This window comes from Bacillus sp. ok061, assembly GCF_900108285.1.
Lineage (GTDB): Bacteria > Bacillota > Bacilli > Bacillales > Bacillaceae_G > Bacillus_A > Bacillus_A thuringiensis_S.
In genome coordinates, this window is record NZ_FNUW01000004.1 from 1 (window position 1) to 20,287 (window position 20,287).

Genomic DNA, 20,287 nt, shown 5'->3' on the forward strand with positions numbered 1-20,287 from the left:
TAAAAGATGTCCTTCTTCACTCGGATCAAGGAAGTATTTATACAGCAAAAGAATTTCAAGCGTATGCCAAAGAAAACGGCATGATCACCAGCATGTCCCGGAGAGGAAATTGCCATGATAATGCCGTCATGGAAAGCTTCTTTGGTCATTTAAAAAGTGAAGCTTTCTATTCACAAAAGATAACAAAAGTATCCAACACAACTGTGCGAAAGATTGTGCTAGAATACATTCATTACTACAATTGTGTGCGAATTCAAGAAAAATTAAACCACCTATCCCCTAAAGAATTTAGGGAACAAGTGGTTTAGGTGTTTTGATTGGTGTCCCGTTTTCGGGGTTCACTTCAAAATCTCCTCAGCTTTTTTTTATTACTTCGTTACGATACCGTGTACTAAAGTTGGTGCATCTACGTGTTCTTTAGAGATCTTCATGTTCTCATAAATTTTCGCTTTTACATCTTCAACATTTTCGCGGTTTGCGTAAATTGTAACAAGGGATTCACCTTGCTTCACGCTATCGCCTACTTTTTTGCGCAGCATTAAGCCAACTGCTAAATCAATTTCTGACTCTTTCGTTGCACGTCCTGCTCCTAAAAGCATTGCTGCTGTTCCGATTTCGTCTGCAACGATCTCTGATACATATCCGTCTTCTTTCGCTTCCACTTCAATTTTAAATTGTGCTTGTGGCAATTTAGAAGGGTCATCAACAACAGATGCGTCGCCGCCTTGCGCTGATAAGAACGTTTTAAATGATTCTAGCGCTTTTCCGTTGTTCATTACTTCAATTAGCTTTTCACGTGCATCTTCTAAAGATGAAGCTTGTCCAGCAAGGTACACCATTTGACTTCCAAGTGTTAAACATAGCTCTTCTAAATCTTTCGGCCCTTTACCTTGTAATGTATCAATTGCTTCTTGTACTTCTAATGCGTTACCGATAGCTTCACCGAGTGGTTGACTCATATCAGAAATAACTGCCATCGTATTACGACCAACGTTATTACCGATGCGTACCATTGCTTCTGCTAAACGTTTTGCATCTTCATCCGTTTTCATAAATGCACCTGCTCCAGTTTTTACATCAAGAACAATTGCATCTGCACCAGCAGCAATTTTTTTACTCATAATCGAACTTGCAATAAGCGGAATTGAGTTTACTGTTGCTGTTACATCACGAAGTGCATATAACTTTTTATCAGCAGGTGTTAAGTTACCACTTTGGCCGATAACAGCGATTTTGTTTTCATTTACAAGACGCATGAATTCATCGTTTTCAATTTCCACATGGAATCCTGGAACTGCTTCTAATTTATCAATTGTACCACCAGTATGTCCTAAACCGCGTCCAGACATTTTCGCTACTGGTACATCTAAAGCAGCTACTAATGGACCTAATACAAGTGTCGTCGTATCACCAACACCACCTGTCGAATGCTTATCTACTTTTACACCTTCAATAGCTGATAAGTCAATTGTATCGCCGCTATTTACCATTGCCATCGTTAAATCCGCACGCTCTTGATCGTTCATATCTTGGAAGAAAATTGCCATTGCAAGTGAACTTACTTGATAATCAGGAATATCACCATTTGTATATCCTTCAACAATAAAGTTAATTTCTTCTGTCGTTAATGCATGTCCGTCACGTTTTTTTGCAATTAGGTCCACCATTCTCATTGTGAAGTCACCCCTTCATTTGTTTTACGATTGCTTTTACTAATGCTAAGAAGTTAGCTTTAACACGTTCTGTCGTTTCAATTACTTCATCGTGATGAAGTGGCTGATCTAAAATACCAGCTGCCATATTTGAAATACAAGAAATACCTAATACTTTCATTCCAGCATGACGTGCTACAATTACTTCAGGTACTGTTGACATACCAACTGCATCTCCGCCAAGTGTACGAAGCATACGAATTTCAGCAGGTGTTTCATATACAGGACCTGTCATTCCAACGTATACACCTTCTTGTACTTTAATATTTAAGTCTGCTGCAACTTGTTTCGCCATTTCACGAAGTTCTACTGTATATGATGTAGACATATCAGGGAAACGTACGCCCATTTCAGAATCATTTGGTCCGATTAATGGATTCGTACCCATGAAGTTAATGTGGTCTGAAATTAACATAAGATCGCCTGGCTCGAATGATGTATTTACACCACCAGCTGCGTTTGTTACAACAACCGTTTCTACACCTAGTTCTTTCATAACACGAACTGGGAATGTTACTTTTTGCATGTCGTATCCTTCATAGAAGTGGAAACGTCCTTGCATTGCTACTACTGTTACACCTTGAAGTGTACCAAATACTAGTTGACCTGCATGGCCTTCTACAGTTGATACTGGGAACTCAGGGATTTCACTGTAAGGTACTGTTACTGCGTTCTCAATTTCGTCTGCTAATACACCAAGTCCTGATCCAAGGATTAGTCCTACTTGTGGTGTCTCTTGAAATTTCTCTTTTAAGTATGAAGCTGATTTTGTAATAAGTTCACGATTCATTTGTTTATCCCCCTATTTCTTTAGCTCGTTTAAGAAGCTTGTTCCGTATTCTGGCATTTTCACACCGAAGTTTTCTGCTACTGTTGCACCAATATCAGCAAATGTTTGACGAAGTGGTAACTCTTGTCCGCCTTCTTTCATACTTGGGCTATATGCTAATAATGGTACATATTCACGTGTATGGTCAGTACCAGGGTGAATTGGATCATTACCGTGGTCTGCTGTAATTAATAATAGATCATCTTCTTGTAGTTTTGCGAATACTTCTGGAAGACGTGCATCATATTCTTGCAGAGCCTCTCCGTATCCTTGTGGATCACGGCGGTGGCCGAATAATGCATCAAAGTCAACTAAGTTTAAGAAGCTAAGACCTGTAAAGTCCATATTTAATGTATCTACAAGCTTATCCATTCCATCCATGTTAGACTTCGTACGAAGTGATTCCGTTACCCCTTCACCATCATAGATGTCAGAGATTTTACCGATAGCAATTACATCGTAGTCACTATCTTTTAATTCATTCATTACTGTACGGCCGAATGGTTTTAATGCATAGTCATGACGGTTTGGTGTACGTGTAAAGTTTCCAGGTTCACCAACGAATGGACGAGCAATAACACGACCTACCATGTATTTCTCATCTAATGTTAATTCACGTGCAATTTTACAGATTTTATATAACTCATCAAGTGGCACTACTTCTTCGTGTGCTGCAATTTGCAATACGCTATCAGCAGAAGTATAAACGATTAAAGAGCCGGTTTCCATTTGCTCTTGACCAAGTTCATCAAGAATTTCAGTTCCAGAAGCTGGCTTATTACCGATAATTTTACGGCCTGTTTTTTCTTCTAATTCATCAAGTAATTCTTTCGGGAATCCTTCCGGGAACACTTGGAATGGTGTATCAATGTAAAGGCCCATGATTTCCCAGTGACCTGTCATTGTATCTTTACCAGTAGATTTCTCTTGCATTTTTGTGTAATATCCAAGTGGTTTCTCTACTTTAGAGATACCTTTCATTTCACGAATGTTACCAAGACCCAATTTCACCATGTTAGGCATTTGTAAACCATTCATATGTTCAGCAATGTGACCAATTGTGTCAGATCCTAAATCACCAAATTGCTCAGCATCTGGTGCTTCACCGATTCCCACAGAGTCCATTACGACTAGGAATATACGTTTATATTTATTCATAACTGCGACCTCCTATAAGTTCAGTTCTACTTCTTGTAGTATGTTCAAAACGCTATAAAGTGAAACTGTTATCCATAAGAATTCTCATTGTCAAACAGTACTTCTTTAAACCATTCTCTAACCTATTTCGTTTTACTTGAAACGACTCAAAAACATTTCTAGTTTTTTCTAAGTCAGATGTCAGACATCTGATACTGATATCATAACATGTTTACGCTTTCTTTTTAATACATTTTCGTAGAATTTCTCATTTTCTTCACACTTCTATTGTAATCCATTCTGCAACGAAGTGCTAATTATTTTATGATTTATTTCTTCATAACAAAAATAAAAAGTAGCTCTAAAGAGCTACTTTTTATTTTACTTCTACCGTTTCTTCTTTATGTTCATGCAATTCGCCTTTTCTTACATGCACTTTCACTTTGTAAGCACCGTTCTCTTTGAAAGTATGTTTCGTTTCATACTCTCCTTTATTCCCTTCTTTCGCTGGAATAAATTCGTGTTTTTCAACACCATCTTTCCAAATCTCTAGTTGTACTTCAGCACCAGTTAATGCTTCTTCTTTTTGCTTTAAATGAACTTTCATTGTAGATTCAGCATTTGCCTTTATGTCTCCAGCCATAAGATGGATCATTGTGTCACTTTTATGATCTCCATGTCCTGCACTGTGGTCGCTGTTTTCTTTTTTCGCATCTTCTACTTTCGCATTTCCTACAGCAACTTTATGTTCTGGCATAACGTGCATATCGCGTGCATTTGTATGAGGAATAATATGATATACTCCGTCAGTTTCAAATGTTTTCTCTACTGCATAAACACCTTTTCCTTTATGCTTACCATCTAACATCTCATGTTTCTCGTCGCCATCTTTCCAAATTTCAAACTTTACGTCATCAGCATCCGTTACTCTTTCTTTTCCTTGTGTAACAAGTGCTTGTACTTCTGTTTTTTCACCAGGTTTAATTTCTTTCGGATTCGTTTGAATCGCTACGTTTACACTTTCAAGTTTCTTTTCTTTTTTCGGTTCTTCTTTGTTTGTATTACAGCCAGCCAACGCTAGCATCGCGATAAATAAAATCATAATAAGTTTTTTCATCATCATTTCCTCCTTTATACTTTATTTAGTATAGAGGAAATACATTGTAATATTCCAGTCTTCTGCTGAAAACAATATACGAAATGTTTGTGAAGTTTCTGTGAAACGGTCTTCCCCTCTTAATCTATGAAAAAAAGAGCATAGTAACTATGCTCTTGGATGAAACTGTTTATATACATCTTTTAATCTAGTTTTTGAAACGTGCGTATAGATTTGCGTCGTTGAAATATCTGCATGGCCAAGCATTTCTTGTACAGCACGTAAATCTGCTCCATTTTCTAATAAGTGCGTAGCAAACGAGTGACGCAACGTATGAGGTGTAAGCTCTTTTTCAATATTTGCTTCTTTCGCTAATCGTTTTAATATTTTCCAAAATCCTTGTCTTGATAATCGATTACCATGGTGGTTTAAAAAGAGTGCATCTACTACTTTTTTCCCCATTAATTCTCTTCTTCCTTTTTCAATATACTTTTGAATCGCTTCCGTTGCTAAACTTCCTAGTGGAATAATTCTTTCTTTATTCCCTTTCCCTATGCAACGAACAAATCCCATCGTTAAATGTACATCTTCTAAATTGAGTGCAATCAATTCTGAAACACGAAGTCCTGTCGCATACAGTAACTCTAGCATCGCCTTATCACGAATCCCAAAAGCACTTGTCATTTTTGGTGTTTGAAGTAACGCCTCTACTTCATCAACTGATAATACTTTTGGTAATTTCCGTTCCCCTTGCGGCGTTTCAATATGTACGGATGGGTCGTGTTCTACCGCTCGTTCACGAAGTAAAAATTGGTGGAACGAACGAATTGATGCGATATGACGCGCCAATGTTTTCGAAGATTTTCCGTTCTCTTTTAAATACTGCAAAAAGTTAACAATGTGTAAACGGGTCACTTCATGAAAAGTTTTCGTCTGTTCCACATTTTGCAAATACTTTACGTAGCTTTTTAAATCCCGTTCATAAGATACTACTGTATTCTTTGCTAATCCTTTTTCGACAACCATATAATGAATAAAATCTTTTAATTGATCTTCCACTCTACACTACTCCCCATTTTCATAGAAAAACATCATTCTATTTACGAAAGCATCCTTTGCCGGTTCTTCATTCCCTGATACTTTTTCTACAGTCTCTTCTTTAGGTTTTTCATAACGATGATAGCTTTCATATTCTTCATTTATCCATAGTATAGCGAAATAAAACAAAATCGTACAACTTGTAAATAATAAAAATACTTTTATTCCATCAAAAGTTAATTTTAAAGCTCGGCGCATTGTAAATTCCTCCAAAATATAAGTTATTACAACATATGCCAAGCTTTCATAAATTTATACCTTATTCAAATAAAAAACCTCTTCCTAGATAAATAGGAAAAGGTTATTTTTCATCCGTTTCATTTTCTTGACAATTTTTACAAATCCCATGGAATGTTAAACGATGATCTTTCACCTTAAAGCTCCAGTCTCGCTCTACTTTCCTTTCCACTTCACCAAGTAAATCTTCTTGTATTTCTTGTACAGCACCACATTGTGTACAAATCAAATGATGGTGGAAACGCTGCGCACCTTCTTGGCGTAAGTCATAGCGTGAAACACCGTCTCCGAAGTTAATCTTATCGACAACTTTTAACTCAGATAATAGTTCTAAAGTTCGATAGACGGTTGCTAATCCGATCTCTGGCGACTTTTCTTTTACAAGGAGGTAAACATCTTCTGCGCTTAAATGATCTTCTTCATTTTCTAGCAGCACACGAACTGTTGCTTCACGTTGCGGTGTTAATTTGTAGCTCGCTGCATGTAATTGCTTCTTAATTCGTTCAATTCTTTCTTCCATTCGGTACTACTCCCTCCTCGCCACTCTTACACCATTATATCAGAAGAAGGGCTTCTGTCAAAAGAAAAACAATAAAAACAAATTGATAATTATTCTCAAAAAATATTTATTTTTTATTGATAGCCTCAACAACTTCTTTCATTAAAACTGGTGATGCGTAAGCCTCCACACTAGAAGCAAGTGCTAACACCACTCCAATTACAAGAAAGAAACATGTATACCGGATTAATAATGGTAATAGTGGCTCGGTTATTTTTCTAATAAATTGATGCCTAATCATCCGTAAAGAAAAACTTGCAGCAATGGTTGTCATAATGAGAAAGACTGGAATGATAATTAAATTTTGTGGCAAAACAGATACAAATGCTAATAATAGTCCATTCCATCCATGCTGACTTACTAAAAAACCAACTGTAAATCCAACAACAACTCCTTTTACAAATAATAAAATAAAAATAAGTGGTAATCCAATAATTGAAATCCCTAAAATCCAAATAAATCCGATGTATTTTAATTGCGAAAAGTAACTTTCTCGAAACATTTCGCCCGCAATGGCAAATTCTCCTTTAGAGACTTGTCCAAAAAAACGTTGTAAATAAAATGATAAATCTTGTTTTTGATTGATTTGTAAACTATTCACAAGAATGGCTCCAAATATTACTCCCATCAATAATAAAACAGCGTTAAATATATATAATGAAGAGTTTTCCTGTATGTGAGACATTACACGGTCTTGCCAATTTTTTCGCCACATTTTTCTTCCCTCCGTTCACACTCTTATTAAAAATGTATGAAAGAAAGAAAAAAGTATGACGAATTAACATTGAAATTCCGCTCTACTTTGCTAAACTAAAAAGTAGAGAATAGGAGGGATTTCTCTTGAAACCATTATTATTAGATTTTCCAACATTATTTCAAACTGAACGCTTGCAAGTTCGTAAACCATTTCCAGGTGATGGTGCAGAAGTATATGAAGCAATCCAAGCTTCTCTAGAAGACTTAGTACCGTGGATACCAATTAACGCTGAAACAGAAGAGAGTGCTGAAGAAATTGTTCGCGAAGCTCACGGACAGTTTTTACTTCGTGAAACACTTGATTTTCACTTATACGATAAAGTATCTGGTACATTCATCGGAGCAATTACACTAAAGCCTGAAAACTGGGATATTCCAAAGTTTTCACTTCACTTCTGGCTACATAGTGCCTATACAAAACAAGGCTATATGACCGAAGCTGTTAAAGGTGCAATTCAGTTCGCCTTTGATAAACTAGGCGCTAGAAGAATTGAAATTCGTACTGATGCAACAAATATAAATGCATGTAGCTTAGCAGAACGTCTAGAATTCATTCTAGAAGGTACAATGGAAAATGATTTCCTAGCACCAGACGGTAGCTTACGTGATGCACGTGTATATGCAAAAATCAATTAAAAAACACTCGCCTTTGGCGAGTGTTTATTTTTGTAGTTGTAAATATTGTACTGCAAACATCGTCTTCGCATCATGAATACGAAGATTTTTCATAAGAGTAATCGCTTCTTCTAACGATACTTCCATTAATTCCACAAACTCATCTTCATCTAACTCAGCTTTATTTTCTTTTTTTGTCAAACCTGTCGCTTTATATACATATAAAATTTCATCTGCGAATCCTGGAGATGTATAGAAAGAAGTAATAAGCTCCATATTTTCACATACATATCCTGTTTCCTCTTCTAATTCACGAACTGCTGTTACCTCTGGTTTTTCACCAGGCTCTAACTTGCCGGCTGGAATTTCTATAATCGCCTTTTCAAGCGCTTTACGATACTGCTCAACAAGCACAATTTTCCCCTCATCCGTAATAGCAATAATCGCAACTGCACCAGGGTGATTTACAATTTCACGTTTACTCATTTCTCCATTTGGTAATACTACATCATCAACACGAACTTTTATAACTCTACCATCAAAAATCGGCTCAGTTTTTACTGTTCTCTCTGTAAGATTACTCATACTACTTCATCTCCCTGTTCTATTTCCTATTCTTTCTTCATACATTTTACCACATTGAAAGGAGCGTGATAGAAATGAAAGTTTATATTTTACCAAATCGCATCACGTTAGTCGGAAAAGCATGGCAAATTCGCCATAAGCTAAAACAATATAGCAAAGAGTATACAACTGTACAAGAGTGGATTACAGCAAATAAAGTGAAACATTAATCCGTTAAGCTCACATTAATTATGCTTTTGCGGGCAGTTAATGCGAAGCGAAAAGGAAACGTTTGTCAACCTCTTTTCCCTCTCGTACAATAAAGGTAAGGAGGTTGACCTATGAAAAAACGTCAATTAGGAAACTCAGATTTATTTGTTACAGAAATGGGCCTTGGCTGTATGTCTCTCGGTACATCTGAAACAGAGGCTATGCGTATTGTCGATGAAGCAATCGATTTAGGAATTAATTTTTTTGATACAGCAGATTTATATGATTACGGATTAAATGAAGAATTTGTTGGAAAAGCCTTGAAGGGGAAACGAGACAAAATTGTTCTTACAACGAAGGTTGGAAATCGTTGGACAGAAGAAAAAAACGGCTGGTCTTGGGACCCTTCTAAAGCTTACATAAAGGCTGAAGTAAAAGAAAGTTTACGTAGACTTCAAACTGATTATATTGATCTTTACCAACTTCATGGCGGAACGATTGAAGATCCAATAGATGAAACAATTGAAGCTTTTGAAGAATTGAAAAAAGAAGGTATTATTCGCCATTACGGTATTTCTTCTATTCGTCCAAATGTAATCCGTGAATATGCAAAACGCTCAAACATCGTTAGTATACTAATGGAATATAGCCTTTTAAATCGTCGTCCAGAAGAATGGTTCCCGCTTCTGAATGAACACCAAATTAGCGTCATTGCTCGCGGACCACTTGCAAAAGGAATTTTAACTGATAACAATGCAAGAAAAATAGAAAGAGTAAAGGAAAAGGATTACCTCTCTTATTCTTACGATGAATTACATACAACTCTAGCGAGTGTAAAAGAAACGATTGGAGAAAGCTCTTTAACAGGAACAGCTATTAAATATTGCTTACATAATAAGACTGTTGCAGCTGTTATACCTGGCGCAAGCTCTCTTCAACAATTGCAGGAAAATATACGAGCTAGCCAACAGTTACCTTTAACTAAAGAAGAATATGTACAACTTCAAAAAATTTTTAAATATGACACATATGCTTTGCATCGTTAAAAATATCGAATTACCGATAAACAGAAGACTGTCTCCTTTATTAGGAGACAGTCTTTTTTATAACGTATCATATTTATCAGGATTTGTGCCTACATGTAAATCGCGATTCAACGTGTTAATTTGATTTATCTCTTCTTCAGTTAGTGAGAAATCAAAAATAGTAAAGTTTTCTTTAATACGAGATGGTGTAACAGATTTAGGAATTGTAACAATCCCGCTTTGAATATCCCATCTTAATATAACTTGCGCAGGTGTTTTTTCATATTTGTTAGCAATAGCCTGAATGATTGGATGCTGAAATACTTCTCCGCCCCTCATTAACGGACTCCACGCTTCCATTTGGATTTGCTCACCTTGACAATAATTACGCAATTCAAATTGCGTTAACATCGGATGAAGTTCTACTTGGTTCACCATCGGCTTCACTTTGCAATTTGGTAATAACAGTTCTAAATGATGTTTATGAAAATTAGAAACACCAATTGCACGCACTTTACCTTCTTCATATAATTTTTCTAACGCTCGGTACGTATCCACATACTTCCCTCTTACCGGCCAATGTATTAAATATAAATCTACATAGTCCATTTGTAATTTCTTTAAGCTTTTTTCAAACGCCTCGAGTGTCTCCTCGTATCCTTGATCGTCATTCCAAACTTTTGTTGTAATAAATAGGTCTTCTCTTGGAATTCCTGATTCACGAATCGCTTCTCCGACACCGCTTTCATTTTCATACACAGTTGCTGTATCAATCGAACGGTATCCAACTTCTAACGCTGTTTTTACTGCTTGTTTTACTTCGTTGCCTTCTTTTGCTTTATAAACGCCTAGACCAATCATCGGCATTTTCACACCATTATGAAGTGTAGTTGTTGGAATATACACAGTCGTCTCCCTTTCATTGTTACATTTTTATAAACCATAACTTTATTTCAACAAGATTCATTCAAAAAGTCAAAACATACGTACAGTTTACATAACACATTTATATAGCTAAAAAAATAACGTGAACTCATTTATTCACGTTATTTTCTCTCCATTCTTTCGCTTTTTCATCCACATTGCGCACAAACTCATTTTTCCCTTCCGTATATAACGTGCCATCATATGTATACTTTTCGGCTAATTCTTTCTTTAAGGTTGCATATGCCTCTGCTTCTTCACAATGAGCCATCATATAATCACGAAACGCTAAATGCCTTACTATCTCTGGGTTTCCTTTTTCAAACACGTGTAAATGATACGAACGTTTTTCTTCCGTTCCATGGATAAAAAATCGGCGTCCTGAAATACCATTTTCCCCTTTTACGATGTAACCAAGCTCTATAAATCGTTCATTCCACCTATCTACCCTTTCGATACTTTCTACTTCCATGATCATATCAATAATAGGTTTAGCTGCCAGTCCTGGCACTGACGTACTTCCAATATGATGAATTTTCACCCTTTCTGGCATCGCTGTTTTTAATCTTTCAGCCTCCATTTGAAATTTTTCACTCCAATGATTTTCATGCGGAACAACTACAATTTTCCTCATACTAACTCCCCTTTTCTTACAAGCTCGTCAAAAAATGATCAGTGAATTTCACTGATCATTTTTTTATTATTTAAAGTCTTTCCAAGTAAGGTTACTTTCACTTAGCAGTTCTTCAAATGATTTATTCTTTTCACGTTCTTTTTGTTCTTTGCGCTTTCTTTCCAGTTCAGCTGCCTCTTTTTCCTCTTCTCTCACTTGCAACTCTTTCTTCTTACTCTTTAATTGTTGCATGAGTGAATCATTTAATTGATCGCCTAATGTAAGTGTTTCTTTCTTTGGTTGATTCACTTGCGATTGTCTTTGCATTTGTCTTTGTTTCTTTTTCTTCATGCTACTCACCTTTTACTTTTTTCTCCATTATAGTAGATACACGATGAAATCGACAATAAAAAAGGGTCTTTACTCTATTATTCACTTTTTGTAAATGTGTTAATTTTTCGAAAAGACTAAATTTTTATGTAGCTATAATTCTATGAATCTATTAAAATTATGTCGTATGATGTCAGATTATAAAAAAGGAGAAATGAACTATGTGGAAAAAAATTATTCCTGCCGTTGCTGTTTTAAGCACTATTACTTTTTCAAGCGTATTTGCCGCTCCCCCATCTCAGAATCCAGCTGAACAAAACCGCTACATAGACGTACAAATGCTTGGTATTAATGATTTCCATGGACAACTAGATACTGTTAAAAAAATTAATAATAAAGAAGCTGGTGGCGCTGATTACTTAGCTACTTATTTAAAAGAACGTAAAAAACAAAACCCTAATACACTTCTCGTACATGCTGGTGATATCGTCGGAGCTAGTCCACCAGTTTCAGCATTATTACAAGATGAACCGACGATTGAATTTTTAAATGACTTAAAATTTGATGTTGGTACAATCGGGAACCATGAATTTGATGAAGGCATTGATGAAATGAAACGCCTCATTTACGGTGGATATCATGAAAACACAGGGAATTTCAAAGGGGCTAACTTCCCCTATGTAGCTGCTAACTTCTATAACAAATCAACTGGCCGCTTATTTTTACCACCATTTACTGTAAAAATGGTAGATGGTGTTCCTGTAGGATTCATTGGTGTTGTTACAACTGATACACCAAATGTCGTTATGCCTACGATGCTTAAAAATGTACAAATTACTGATGAAGTAGAAGCAATTAATAAATCAACACAACAATTAAAACGCCTCGGCGTTAAATCTATCGTCGTTCTTGCTCATGTCGGTGGAACAACCGATGAGTCTGGGGTAACAAATGGCGACCTTACTCGAATTGCAAATGAAACAGACCCAGAAGTTGATGTTATTTTCGGTGGACATAGTCATACGTATGTAAATGGTACAGTAAATAATAAACTAATTGTCCAAGCAAATTCTTACGGCACGGCTTTCTCAGACGTGGATGTAACAATTGATCGTAAAACAAAGGATATTATAAAGAAAAAAGCTGAAGTTGTTACAACGTATCATGAAGGTGTAGAACCTGATAAACAAGTAAAGAAAAAACTAGATCAATATAAAGAAAAAATCGCACCACTTGTAAATGAGGTGGTCGGAAAATCTACAGCATCTATCGACCGTAAACAAAATGATGCTGGTGAGTCCACTCTTGGAAATTTAGTTGCCGATGCTCAACGTCAAACGATGCAAACTCAAATCGCCCTCATGAATCCTGGTGGCATTCGTAATGACTTAGATGCTGGTGATATTACGTGGGGTGAGTTATACGGCATTCAACCTTTTGGAAATCAATTGATTAAAGTAGATTTAACAGGTCAAGACATTCGCGATATTTTAAATCAGCAATGGCAAAAAGGAACAACAAGAATGCTTCAAATTTCAGGTATTCAATATGCATGGGATGCAAATAAACCAAACGGTGAAAAAGTTACAAATATACGTTTAACAAACGGAGAAGAATTATCTCCATCTAAAACGTATAGCGTAGTTGCAAATGCTTTCTTAGCTTCTGGCGGTGACGGATTCGTATCATTTAAAAATGGTAAAAATGCAGAAACTGGTCCAAACGACTTTGAAGCGTTAGTCGATTACGTAAAACAATTAAAAGAACCAATTCAGCCAGTTATTGATGGAAGAATCCAAAAAGTAAATTAAGTGTTTCTCTAATAAGAAATTTCATTTTTCACGCTATAAAGGATTTGCACTGATCCTGTATTTATACGTAATATACATCATAAAAAGGATACTCGTTCTTCCAATGAACATAGTATCCTTTTCTTTAGTTATCAAAATGTGATGTTTTGTTAAATTCATATTGCTGTAAAAATTGTTGCAACGCCTCTTCTACAATTTTAGATTTTTGAATTCCTTTCGATTCTGATATAAGGTCCAATCTTGCTAATATTTCTGTATTAATAGAAAAGGTGCGTCTCTTTTTCTCTGTACTTTTACTCATAATTGGTGCAATTACTTCTTCTCTTCTTCTTAATAATTCATAAATACTTTGTAATTGCTCATAAATTAATAATTGATAATCTGTTTTCTCATATTGAAGGGCGGTCGCTTCTTGGAGTTGTAAGTGACGTGGTTCTTCTCCATCTCCTACAAAAATACGTTTCTTCTGCTCTCCATCATATTCGTATCCAATCAATCTTAATTTCTTCGATAATGTATACGGGCTTATTTCAAGACGTTTTGCTATAATAGCGATGGATTCACGCCTATTTAAACCATCTATAATTTCTCCAATCGTCACAATTTCCCTCCTCCCGTGTTGAAATGACACTAGTATGGTATGTTACAATGATTTTCTAACAGTATATGCAAAATGAATAGCCTGTGCGATTCATACGATTTCACAAAAGGAGGTTTTCAATATGCTTTTGCGTAGCTATACCCCTCAGTTCTATAATGAAAACAAACAACTCATTCCTAATAGTATCGCTACGATAGAAAGCGTTATGATTAATAATCGAAAACAAACTCTCCTTATGCGTGGGCAAAACGTAGAGCAGCCTATTTTATTATGCTGTCATGGTGGACCCGGCATGGCACAAATCGGATTTATTCGTCATTTTCAAAAAGAATTAGAGAAGCACTTTATTGTTATTAATTGGGATCAGCGCGGGGCAGGTAAATCTTTTTCAATGAAAGATTTCGGAGCAAATTTTACAATCGAACACTTCGTTTCCGATGCAAAAGAAGTGATTCAATATGCACTTAGAAGGTTCAACAAACAAAAACTATTTCTCGCTGGTCATTCTTGGGGAAGTATTATTGGGCTTAACATAGCACATCAATATCCAAAGTATATCGAGGCTTACATCGGTATTGGGCAAATTGTACATATGAAACAAAATGAAGAATTACTATATCAACATTTAATTCATTCTGCAAAAAAACATGATCATAAAAAAGCATTAGCTTCCCTTTTAAAATTAGGCAAACCACCATTTTTAGATACGAGACGTCTCATTATTCAAAGAAAGTGGCTTGGCACATTTGGAGGCGCAATCCAAAACGGATCTTCCTTTTCTTTCATACGAAAAGGTTTCTTTTCTCCTGAGTATACGCTATTAGATTGGTTCAAGTTTCTCGCAGGAAATTTAAAATCTGGTGTTTTATGGGAAGAAATGCTGACAATCGATTTCTTTTCTTCTATCTCAAGTTTATCTATTCCAGTTTATTTTTGTTCTGGTCGCTATGATTATCAAACTCCTTATGCACTCGTTCAGGAATATTGCGATATTATTGAAGCGCCTATAAAAAAGATGATTTGGTTCCCAAATTCAGCACATTCTCCTGATTTAGAAGAACCAGAATTATTCGCCAATTCTTTGCGATCAATTAAACAAGAGCTAGCTTTTCAGCATTAGTAACAAAAGGCTCTTTTACATTTCATAGAAAACATTTTATAATAATATGTCGCAAGTATGTATAAATATAGCAAAATGTTTCATATTTACTTGTCTTAACAGAATAAAAATTTAGGGAGATTACATTTATTATGAACGCTGTACTCGTCGCAGTAGCAATTATGCTATTGCTTAGTTTGTTACGTGTCCAGGTCATTGTCGCCATCATTGTTGGAGCTTTAACAGGCGGAATTATCGGCGGACTCGGTATTTCAGAAACGATTAACACTTTTACAACTGGTCTTGGAAACAGTGCTCCAATCGCTTTAAGTTATGCAATGCTTGGTGGTTTCGCTATTTCCCTTTCCAAAACAGGACTTCCAGATGCTATGATTCAAACTGCATTAAAATGGATTGGCAATGAACAAGACACGAAAAAACAAGTTTATTCTAAAATACTTATTTTATTCATTATTTTAACGATGGCTTGTTTCTCACAAAATGTGATTCCTGTTCACATTGCTTTCATCCCCATCTTAATTCCAGCACTTTTAAAAGTATTAAATGAGCTGAAAGTGGATCGCAGACTTGTCACATGTATTATTACATTTGGATTGATTACTCCTTATATGTGGATCCCTGCAGGATTCGGAAAAATTTATCATGACGTATTACAAACCAACGCTGCGCAAAGCGGCCTTACATTTAATGTCACACTTATTCCAAAAGCAATGACTATTCCAGCAATTGGTATGATTATTGGATTATGTGTAGCGGTATTCATTACGTACCGAAAACCTCGTACGTATGAAACAGAACAAATTCATTCTACCGAAAATGAAATCGTTCCCTATACAAAACGTAGCATTACTTTCGGGTTATTATCTATCATTGCTACATTAACTGTTCAATTAACAACAGAATCAATGATTTTCGGTGCTTTAGCAGGTATTATCGTCTTATCAGTTAGTGGCAGTCTACCACTTAAAGAAGCAGATGCGATATTAACAAGCGGAATGCGTATGATGTCCTTCATTGGCTTTGTTATGATTGCTGCCGCTGGATTCGGCGCTGTTCTTCGAAAAACAGGACATGTTGAATCTCTGGTGCAAACGAGTGCACATATAATCGGAAATAACAAACCACTCGCTGCATTTCTTATGCTCGTTATTGGACTTCTCGTTACGATGGGAATTGGTTCATCCTTTTCAACCATCCCTATCTTAACAACCATTTTTGTACCTCTTTGCATTCAGCTTGGATTTAGTCCAATGGCCACAATTGCAATTATCGGTACAGCCGGAGCACTAGGTGACGCAGGATCTCCAGCATCGGATAGTACCCTTGGACCAACATCCGGTTTAAATGCTGATGGTCAGCACCATCATATATGGGATACATGTGTACCCACTTTTCTACATTACAATATACCGTTACTTATATTTGGCTTTATTGCCGCAATTACATTATAAAAAGGTGCGTATAAAACGCACCTTTTACTTTTTTATTTTTCCTTTTAATTGTTGAAAAGCTACTTTTCCGTTATCTTTGACATAGCTTTCAATTGTCGGTAGTGATGAACCTATCCATTCACACTCTATACTCCCATTGGGTCCAACAATTTTTAATTTATCTGGTATATGTATATTTAGAAATCTCGCTGACCGAATTAACTCAATAGCAATCTGATCACTTGAGGCTACAATTCCATCTACATACGGATTGTTTTGCAATAATGTAATAAATTGTTTATTTGTATACCCTTGTACACATTCTTCTCGATAAGAGATTCCTTCATCCCAAACAGCGTCTAAAAACCCTGCTATATGATCTTCCATTTCTTCACTTTCTTCTCCCTCACCGAAATATGCAAGAAAGTGACACCCTTTCTCTTTTAATAAAGAAACAGCTCTCTGTCCACTTTCATAATAATTTCCATGTGATTGTTGCTCATCGATCACAACAAACGGAAATGGAATTTTTCCTACACTTTTAAAAACTGCTCTTGTCAAAATAACACCTGCAATGTTATTTTGCTTCAGCATATGTATGTATCTATCTTTATTCTCTATATTACAAATAATGATTTGATAACCTTCTTTATATGCTATTTCCTCAATACAATGTAGCAAAGTGATGTTTGATTGGTTACATAAATTATCTACAAGTAATGCAATTATCGTTGAATTCTCTTTAAATAGTGGCTTCGCTGCACTGTTTGGCCTATAACGTAATTCTTCAATTGCTTCCTTTACTTGTTTTACTGTGTCCTCATGAACGTATCCTTTTTCATTAATAACTCGTGAAACGGTTGCGACTGAAACACCTGCCAATTTTGCAACATCACGTATAGTTGCCACATCGTCACCCCTTAATATGGTAATAGATTACAATTTTACGGTAAACTAAATTACACTATCCGTCAAGATTAATAACTCACATTTCTGAAAATTGTTACATCATTTCACTAAACGATACTCCAACTGAATTTCATGTAAAATTGGGATATTATCATATCCAATACGTGGAATTTCTTTCTTTATTTTTCGTGCCTCCTCTACCGCATTCACATATAAATTAGTCATTACAAAATTACGTTTTTGGTAAAATCGTAACGCATTCATATTATCATTTGTTGTAATAAGGCAAACCTGTCTGCACCGTTCTTCTTCTGCAACTTGTAATACACAATCCACAAGTTTCGTCCCTATTCCTTTTCTTTCTTCAAAGCTATCTAGCGATACAATTTCGCACATATTCCCGGTCACTTCATACGTTATAATTCCGATTATTCTGTCATCTAAGAGCGCAACAAATCCTGGCAACTCTTCTAACTGATGTCCCTTACCACGTGAAACCATCAATGAACTTCCCCAGTTCTCACACATGAACATTCGGATTGTTTCTTTCATCGCTGGCGTAATTTTTTGTATATGCAGCATTTCCTATTTCTCCCCTTTTATATCATTGTGATACAATATAAGTGTATCACATGTAACGGTATTTGGAGGATGAGGTAAAGTATGAAACGTTTTTTTGCAGCATTGTTTACTATACTAGGTGCAATAACTGCCCTTGGGATTTTCTTTACAAATAAAGTGATGTACTTAAAGAAAAAAACAGAGGAAGAAGTACTCGAAAGAGAAACGAAAAAACATTTTCGTATAGAGGATTTTGATGCTCTTCATAAAGAAGAAATTCATATCCCTTCACAATTCGGATACGACCTTCACGGATATTACATTCCTGCTGGTCATTCCACCAATAAGTTTATGGTTTTTTGCCACGGTGTAACTGTAAATAAAATAAACTCTGTAAAATATGCAAACTTATTCTTAAAAAGAGGATATAACGTCCTCATTTACGATCATCGTCGTCATGGTAAAACTGGCGGAAAAACAACAAGCTATGGATACTATGAAAAACATGATTTAAAATCCGTAGTTGACTGGCTAAAAAACCGTTTTGGCACCAATATTACACTTGGTATTCATGGTGAATCTATGGGAGCTGCAACACTTCTTCAATACGCAGGACTTGTAGAAGATGGTGCTGATTTCTATATTGCAGATTGTCCTTTCTCTGATTTTCACGGACAATTACAGCACCGTTTAAAGGTTGAATTCCATTTACCAAAATGGCCTTTATTACCTTTAGCAAACGCATTTTTGAAAGTTCGTGACGGTTATACAATTCGTGAAGTTTCACCAATCGACTGTATAAAAAACATTAACAATCCCGTTCTCTTTATTCATAGTAAAGATGACGACTATATTTTAGCTGATATGACAAAAGCGTTATATGAAGCGAAAGAAAATAATAAGCAGCTTTATATTGCAGAACACGGTGCACACGCTTGCTCTTATAACGAAAATAAAGAAGAGTACGAAGCAGCCGTCGATCAATTTTTAAACACATATGTGAAAGAAACAAAAAACAGGCTTGCATAAGCCTGTTTTTTATTGCGCTAAAACGTCTGTAACTTGTTCCATATTTTCAGAAATCCATTGCATTGCATCATCTAACGTTGGGAATTCTGTCGTTTGAAATGTTACTTCATCTTGAAGTAACCAAACATCCTTTGCCTCTTGCCCTACACCTGCAATGGACCAATGTAACAAACTATATGGATGATTATCATTCAAAAATGATGCCCACGTGCGCTCATTTGCAATGTTTCGTAATGTATGTAATTGTTTATCCATCTCTCGTCACCTTACTCTAGTCAGTTATGAAAACTATTATAACACTCTCTTCTTTCTCAAACAAAGTGCTCTTTTTTCCCCGCTATTTGCGGGCAGTAAAACTCCCACCTCAAAATTCGGCTGAAACAAAGACGTTAGGTGGGAGATTAACTGCCCCTAAAAGCCCGATTGGTTCAACTAATAATTAGTGGGGGATGCCTCCCCCACTAATTAAAGTTTCACTTTATATTGCCAAGCACTTCCCTTGATTATATGATGAAATTAAGCGTTTGGGAAGGAGGGATAACGTTGGCAAAAGTACAAATTAAAGTAAATGATAATGGCTCTTTTCGCGTTACAGGGGACGTGGAATTAGTCGACTCACAAGGGAATGTATTCCCAGCAAAACCGGCATTTTCTTTATGCCGTTGTGGTTTATCAAAAAATATGCCTTATTGCGACGCTTCGCATAAAGGTAAATTCGAGTCTGTTGTTAGAGCACCAGAGGCAGAATAATTTTACATGTGACATGCACATTTTTTTGTGCATGTTTTTTTCTTTTTAGTAACTCCGTTATATCCCTTCTCCTTACAACATTTCTAATACTTTTATTTCCATTCCAGCCCACATATATTTTCACACAATTCTTCACATTCGAATATTTTTTACTAGCCTTTTATTTTTTTTGTGCTATAATTTGAGCAAACAGCATCCTTCGGGGTCGGGTGAAATTCCCAACCGGCGGTGATGAAGTGAAAACTTCTAAGTCCGTGACCCGTTTTCAACTCGAAAACGGTGGATCTAGTGAAACTCTAGGGCCGACAGTATAGTCTGGATGGGAGAAGGATATGTTTCTAGTTTTTTATATAGTGAATACACTTTTATTT

The 20,287-nt window shown here is 36.0% G+C and carries 25 protein-coding genes and 1 riboswitch; of the genes, 9 read left to right on the top strand and 16 right to left on the bottom strand.

What is annotated here, in order from left to right; all coding sequences use genetic code 11:
- The coding region (locus C4S65_RS06800) for an IS3 family transposase (RefSeq protein ID WP_142391526.1) at positions 1-308 on the top strand (308 nt) is incomplete at its 5' end.
- A gap of 60 nt (positions 309-368) precedes the next feature.
- On the opposite strand, the gene C4S65_RS06805 is transcribed toward C4S65_RS06800, so the two are convergent.
- From C4S65_RS06805 to spoIIM, 8 genes are all read right to left on the bottom strand, one after another.
- Positions 369-1,673, bottom strand: a complete 1,305-nt coding sequence (locus C4S65_RS06805) for a pyrimidine-nucleoside phosphorylase (RefSeq protein ID WP_001243069.1) — start codon at positions 1,671-1,673, stop codon at positions 369-371.
- A gap of 7 nt (positions 1,674-1,680) precedes the next feature.
- Entirely contained in the window at positions 1,681-2,502 is an 822-nt protein-coding gene (locus C4S65_RS06810; RefSeq protein WP_001078446.1) for a purine-nucleoside phosphorylase, read from the bottom strand.
- 12 nt (positions 2,503-2,514) lie between these two features.
- The gene (deoB, locus tag C4S65_RS06815) at positions 2,515-3,699 is read right to left on the bottom strand and encodes a phosphopentomutase (protein WP_001046081.1); all 1,185 of its coding nucleotides are present in this window, start codon (positions 3,697-3,699) and stop codon (positions 2,515-2,517) included.
- Positions 3,700-4,054: 355 nt separating this feature from the next.
- Complete coding sequence (locus C4S65_RS06820) at positions 4,055-4,798, bottom strand: FixH family protein (protein WP_042972652.1); 744 nt, start codon at positions 4,796-4,798, stop codon at positions 4,055-4,057.
- 144 nt (positions 4,799-4,942) lie between these two features.
- The gene (xerD, locus tag C4S65_RS06825; protein ID WP_000390088.1) at positions 4,943-5,833 is read right to left on the bottom strand and encodes a site-specific tyrosine recombinase XerD; all 891 of its coding nucleotides are present in this window, start codon (positions 5,831-5,833) and stop codon (positions 4,943-4,945) included.
- Between the two features lie 6 nt (positions 5,834-5,839).
- Positions 5,840-6,070: a YqzK family protein gene (locus C4S65_RS06830; RefSeq protein ID WP_001250432.1), complete on the bottom strand. Its 231-nt coding sequence runs from the start codon at positions 6,068-6,070 to the stop codon at positions 5,840-5,842.
- 103 nt (positions 6,071-6,173) lie between these two features.
- Positions 6,174-6,629 carry a Fur family transcriptional regulator gene (locus tag C4S65_RS06835; RefSeq protein ID WP_000392657.1) on the bottom strand — a complete coding sequence of 152 codons (456 nt, stop codon included), beginning with the start codon at positions 6,627-6,629 and terminating at the stop codon, positions 6,174-6,176.
- A 106-nt stretch (positions 6,630-6,735) separates the two neighbouring features.
- Positions 6,736-7,353, bottom strand: coding sequence for a stage II sporulation protein M (gene spoIIM / locus C4S65_RS06840; RefSeq protein WP_223285805.1), 618 nt, complete (start codon positions 7,351-7,353; stop codon positions 6,736-6,738).
- 155 nt (positions 7,354-7,508) lie between these two features.
- Here spoIIM and C4S65_RS06845 point away from each other — a divergent pair, with 155 nt between their 5' ends.
- Complete coding sequence (locus tag C4S65_RS06845) at positions 7,509-8,060, top strand: GNAT family N-acetyltransferase (RefSeq protein ID WP_000803479.1); 552 nt, start codon at positions 7,509-7,511, stop codon at positions 8,058-8,060.
- A gap of 24 nt (positions 8,061-8,084) precedes the next feature.
- Here the strand turns inward: C4S65_RS06845 and C4S65_RS06850 are convergent, their stop codons facing one another.
- Positions 8,085-8,624, bottom strand: coding sequence for an NUDIX hydrolase (locus tag C4S65_RS06850; RefSeq protein ID WP_000067931.1), 540 nt, complete (start codon positions 8,622-8,624; stop codon positions 8,085-8,087).
- Between the two features lie 74 nt (positions 8,625-8,698).
- On the opposite strand from C4S65_RS06850, the gene mciZ reads away from it, so the two are divergent.
- Both mciZ and C4S65_RS06860 read left to right on the top strand, forming a co-directional pair.
- Positions 8,699-8,833: a Z-ring formation inhibitor MciZ gene (mciZ, locus tag C4S65_RS06855; protein WP_000870292.1), complete on the top strand. Its 135-nt coding sequence runs from the start codon at positions 8,699-8,701 to the stop codon at positions 8,831-8,833.
- A gap of 111 nt (positions 8,834-8,944) precedes the next feature.
- Entirely contained in the window at positions 8,945-9,859 is a 915-nt protein-coding gene (locus C4S65_RS06860) for an aldo/keto reductase (RefSeq protein WP_061666329.1), read from the top strand.
- A gap of 57 nt (positions 9,860-9,916) precedes the next feature.
- Here the strand turns inward: C4S65_RS06860 and C4S65_RS06865 are convergent, their stop codons facing one another.
- The 3 genes from C4S65_RS06865 to C4S65_RS06875 form a co-directional block, all read right to left on the bottom strand.
- On the bottom strand, positions 9,917-10,744 hold the full coding sequence (locus C4S65_RS06865; RefSeq protein WP_061666328.1) for an aldo/keto reductase: 828 nt from the start codon (positions 10,742-10,744) through the stop codon (positions 9,917-9,919).
- A 127-nt stretch (positions 10,745-10,871) separates the two neighbouring features.
- Positions 10,872-11,396, bottom strand: a complete 525-nt coding sequence (locus tag C4S65_RS06870; protein WP_061666327.1) for a GrpB family protein — start codon at positions 11,394-11,396, stop codon at positions 10,872-10,874.
- 66 nt (positions 11,397-11,462) lie between these two features.
- On the bottom strand, positions 11,463-11,726 hold the full coding sequence (locus C4S65_RS06875; protein WP_000727560.1) for a YqkE family protein: 264 nt from the start codon (positions 11,724-11,726) through the stop codon (positions 11,463-11,465).
- A gap of 200 nt (positions 11,727-11,926) precedes the next feature.
- Here C4S65_RS06875 and C4S65_RS06880 point away from each other — a divergent pair, with 200 nt between their 5' ends.
- Positions 11,927-13,516, top strand: a complete 1,590-nt coding sequence (locus C4S65_RS06880) for a 5'-nucleotidase C-terminal domain-containing protein (RefSeq protein WP_000265546.1) — start codon at positions 11,927-11,929, stop codon at positions 13,514-13,516.
- Between the two features lie 124 nt (positions 13,517-13,640).
- Here C4S65_RS06880 and C4S65_RS06885 read toward each other — a convergent pair whose 3' ends face one another.
- The gene (locus tag C4S65_RS06885; RefSeq protein WP_000151934.1) at positions 13,641-14,117 is read right to left on the bottom strand and encodes a ribbon-helix-helix domain-containing protein; all 477 of its coding nucleotides are present in this window, start codon (positions 14,115-14,117) and stop codon (positions 13,641-13,643) included.
- Between the two features lie 121 nt (positions 14,118-14,238).
- On the opposite strand from C4S65_RS06885, the gene C4S65_RS06890 reads away from it, so the two are divergent.
- The gene (locus tag C4S65_RS06890) at positions 14,239-15,237 is read left to right on the top strand and encodes an alpha/beta hydrolase (RefSeq protein ID WP_000926816.1); all 999 of its coding nucleotides are present in this window, start codon (positions 14,239-14,241) and stop codon (positions 15,235-15,237) included.
- A 131-nt stretch (positions 15,238-15,368) separates the two neighbouring features.
- Complete coding sequence (locus tag C4S65_RS06895; protein WP_061666325.1) at positions 15,369-16,688, top strand: Na+/H+ antiporter family protein; 1,320 nt, start codon at positions 15,369-15,371, stop codon at positions 16,686-16,688.
- 24 nt (positions 16,689-16,712) lie between these two features.
- Here C4S65_RS06895 and C4S65_RS06900 read toward each other — a convergent pair whose 3' ends face one another.
- On the bottom strand, positions 16,713-17,576 hold the full coding sequence (locus tag C4S65_RS06900) for a LacI family DNA-binding transcriptional regulator (RefSeq protein WP_000201351.1): 864 nt from the start codon (positions 17,574-17,576) through the stop codon (positions 16,713-16,715).
- 99 nt (positions 17,577-17,675) lie between these two features.
- Entirely contained in the window at positions 17,676-18,158 is a 483-nt protein-coding gene (locus C4S65_RS06905; RefSeq protein WP_061666324.1) for a GNAT family N-acetyltransferase, read from the bottom strand.
- Between the two features lie 81 nt (positions 18,159-18,239).
- On the opposite strand from C4S65_RS06905, the gene C4S65_RS06910 reads away from it, so the two are divergent.
- The gene (locus C4S65_RS06910) at positions 18,240-19,166 is read left to right on the top strand and encodes an alpha/beta hydrolase (RefSeq protein WP_000819234.1); all 927 of its coding nucleotides are present in this window, start codon (positions 18,240-18,242) and stop codon (positions 19,164-19,166) included.
- 9 nt (positions 19,167-19,175) lie between these two features.
- Here the strand turns inward: C4S65_RS06910 and C4S65_RS06915 are convergent, their stop codons facing one another.
- Positions 19,176-19,421, bottom strand: coding sequence for a DUF2552 family protein (locus C4S65_RS06915; RefSeq protein ID WP_000360793.1), 246 nt, complete (start codon positions 19,419-19,421; stop codon positions 19,176-19,178).
- 288 nt (positions 19,422-19,709) lie between these two features.
- Here C4S65_RS06915 and C4S65_RS06925 point away from each other — a divergent pair, with 288 nt between their 5' ends.
- Positions 19,710-19,916, top strand: coding sequence for a CDGSH iron-sulfur domain-containing protein (locus C4S65_RS06925; protein WP_001151582.1), 207 nt, complete (start codon positions 19,710-19,712; stop codon positions 19,914-19,916).
- A gap of 191 nt (positions 19,917-20,107) precedes the next feature.
- A riboswitch (FMN riboswitch) is annotated at positions 20,108-20,251 on the top strand.
- Positions 20,252-20,287 lie beyond the last annotated feature (36 nt).

What these genes read in the sequence shown, in the direction of transcription:
- C4S65_RS06805 (WP_001243069.1), bottom strand. Translation starts at nt 1,673, where the DNA reads ATGAGAATGGTGGACCTAATTGCAAAAAAACGTGACGGACATGCATTA.
- C4S65_RS06810 (WP_001078446.1), bottom strand. Translation starts at nt 2,502, where the DNA reads ATGAATCGTGAACTTATTACAAAATCAGCTTCATACTTAAAAGAGAAA.
- deoB (WP_001046081.1), bottom strand. Translation starts at nt 3,699, where the DNA reads ATGAATAAATATAAACGTATATTCCTAGTCGTAATGGACTCTGTGGGA.
- C4S65_RS06820 (WP_042972652.1), bottom strand. Translation starts at nt 4,798, where the DNA reads ATGATGAAAAAACTTATTATGATTTTATTTATCGCGATGCTAGCGTTG.
- C4S65_RS06830 (WP_001250432.1), bottom strand. Translation starts at nt 6,070, where the DNA reads ATGCGCCGAGCTTTAAAATTAACTTTTGATGGAATAAAAGTATTTTTA.
- C4S65_RS06835 (WP_000392657.1), bottom strand. Translation starts at nt 6,629, where the DNA reads ATGGAAGAAAGAATTGAACGAATTAAGAAGCAATTACATGCAGCGAGC.
- spoIIM (WP_223285805.1), bottom strand. Translation starts at nt 7,353, where the DNA reads ATGTCTCACATACAGGAAAACTCTTCATTATATATATTTAACGCTGTT.
- C4S65_RS06850 (WP_000067931.1), bottom strand. Translation starts at nt 8,624, where the DNA reads ATGAGTAATCTTACAGAGAGAACAGTAAAAACTGAGCCGATTTTTGAT.
- mciZ (WP_000870292.1), top strand. Translation starts at nt 8,699, where the DNA reads ATGAAAGTTTATATTTTACCAAATCGCATCACGTTAGTCGGAAAAGCA.
- C4S65_RS06860 (WP_061666329.1), top strand. Translation starts at nt 8,945, where the DNA reads ATGAAAAAACGTCAATTAGGAAACTCAGATTTATTTGTTACAGAAATG.
- C4S65_RS06870 (WP_061666327.1), bottom strand. Translation starts at nt 11,396, where the DNA reads ATGAGGAAAATTGTAGTTGTTCCGCATGAAAATCATTGGAGTGAAAAA.
- C4S65_RS06875 (WP_000727560.1), bottom strand. Translation starts at nt 11,726, where the DNA reads ATGAAGAAAAAGAAACAAAGACAAATGCAAAGACAATCGCAAGTGAAT.
- C4S65_RS06880 (WP_000265546.1), top strand. Translation starts at nt 11,927, where the DNA reads ATGTGGAAAAAAATTATTCCTGCCGTTGCTGTTTTAAGCACTATTACT.
- C4S65_RS06890 (WP_000926816.1), top strand. Translation starts at nt 14,239, where the DNA reads ATGCTTTTGCGTAGCTATACCCCTCAGTTCTATAATGAAAACAAACAA.
- C4S65_RS06895 (WP_061666325.1), top strand. Translation starts at nt 15,369, where the DNA reads ATGAACGCTGTACTCGTCGCAGTAGCAATTATGCTATTGCTTAGTTTG.
- C4S65_RS06905 (WP_061666324.1), bottom strand. Translation starts at nt 18,158, where the DNA reads ATGCTGCATATACAAAAAATTACGCCAGCGATGAAAGAAACAATCCGA.
- C4S65_RS06910 (WP_000819234.1), top strand. Translation starts at nt 18,240, where the DNA reads ATGAAACGTTTTTTTGCAGCATTGTTTACTATACTAGGTGCAATAACT.
- C4S65_RS06915 (WP_000360793.1), bottom strand. Translation starts at nt 19,421, where the DNA reads ATGGATAAACAATTACATACATTACGAAACATTGCAAATGAGCGCACG.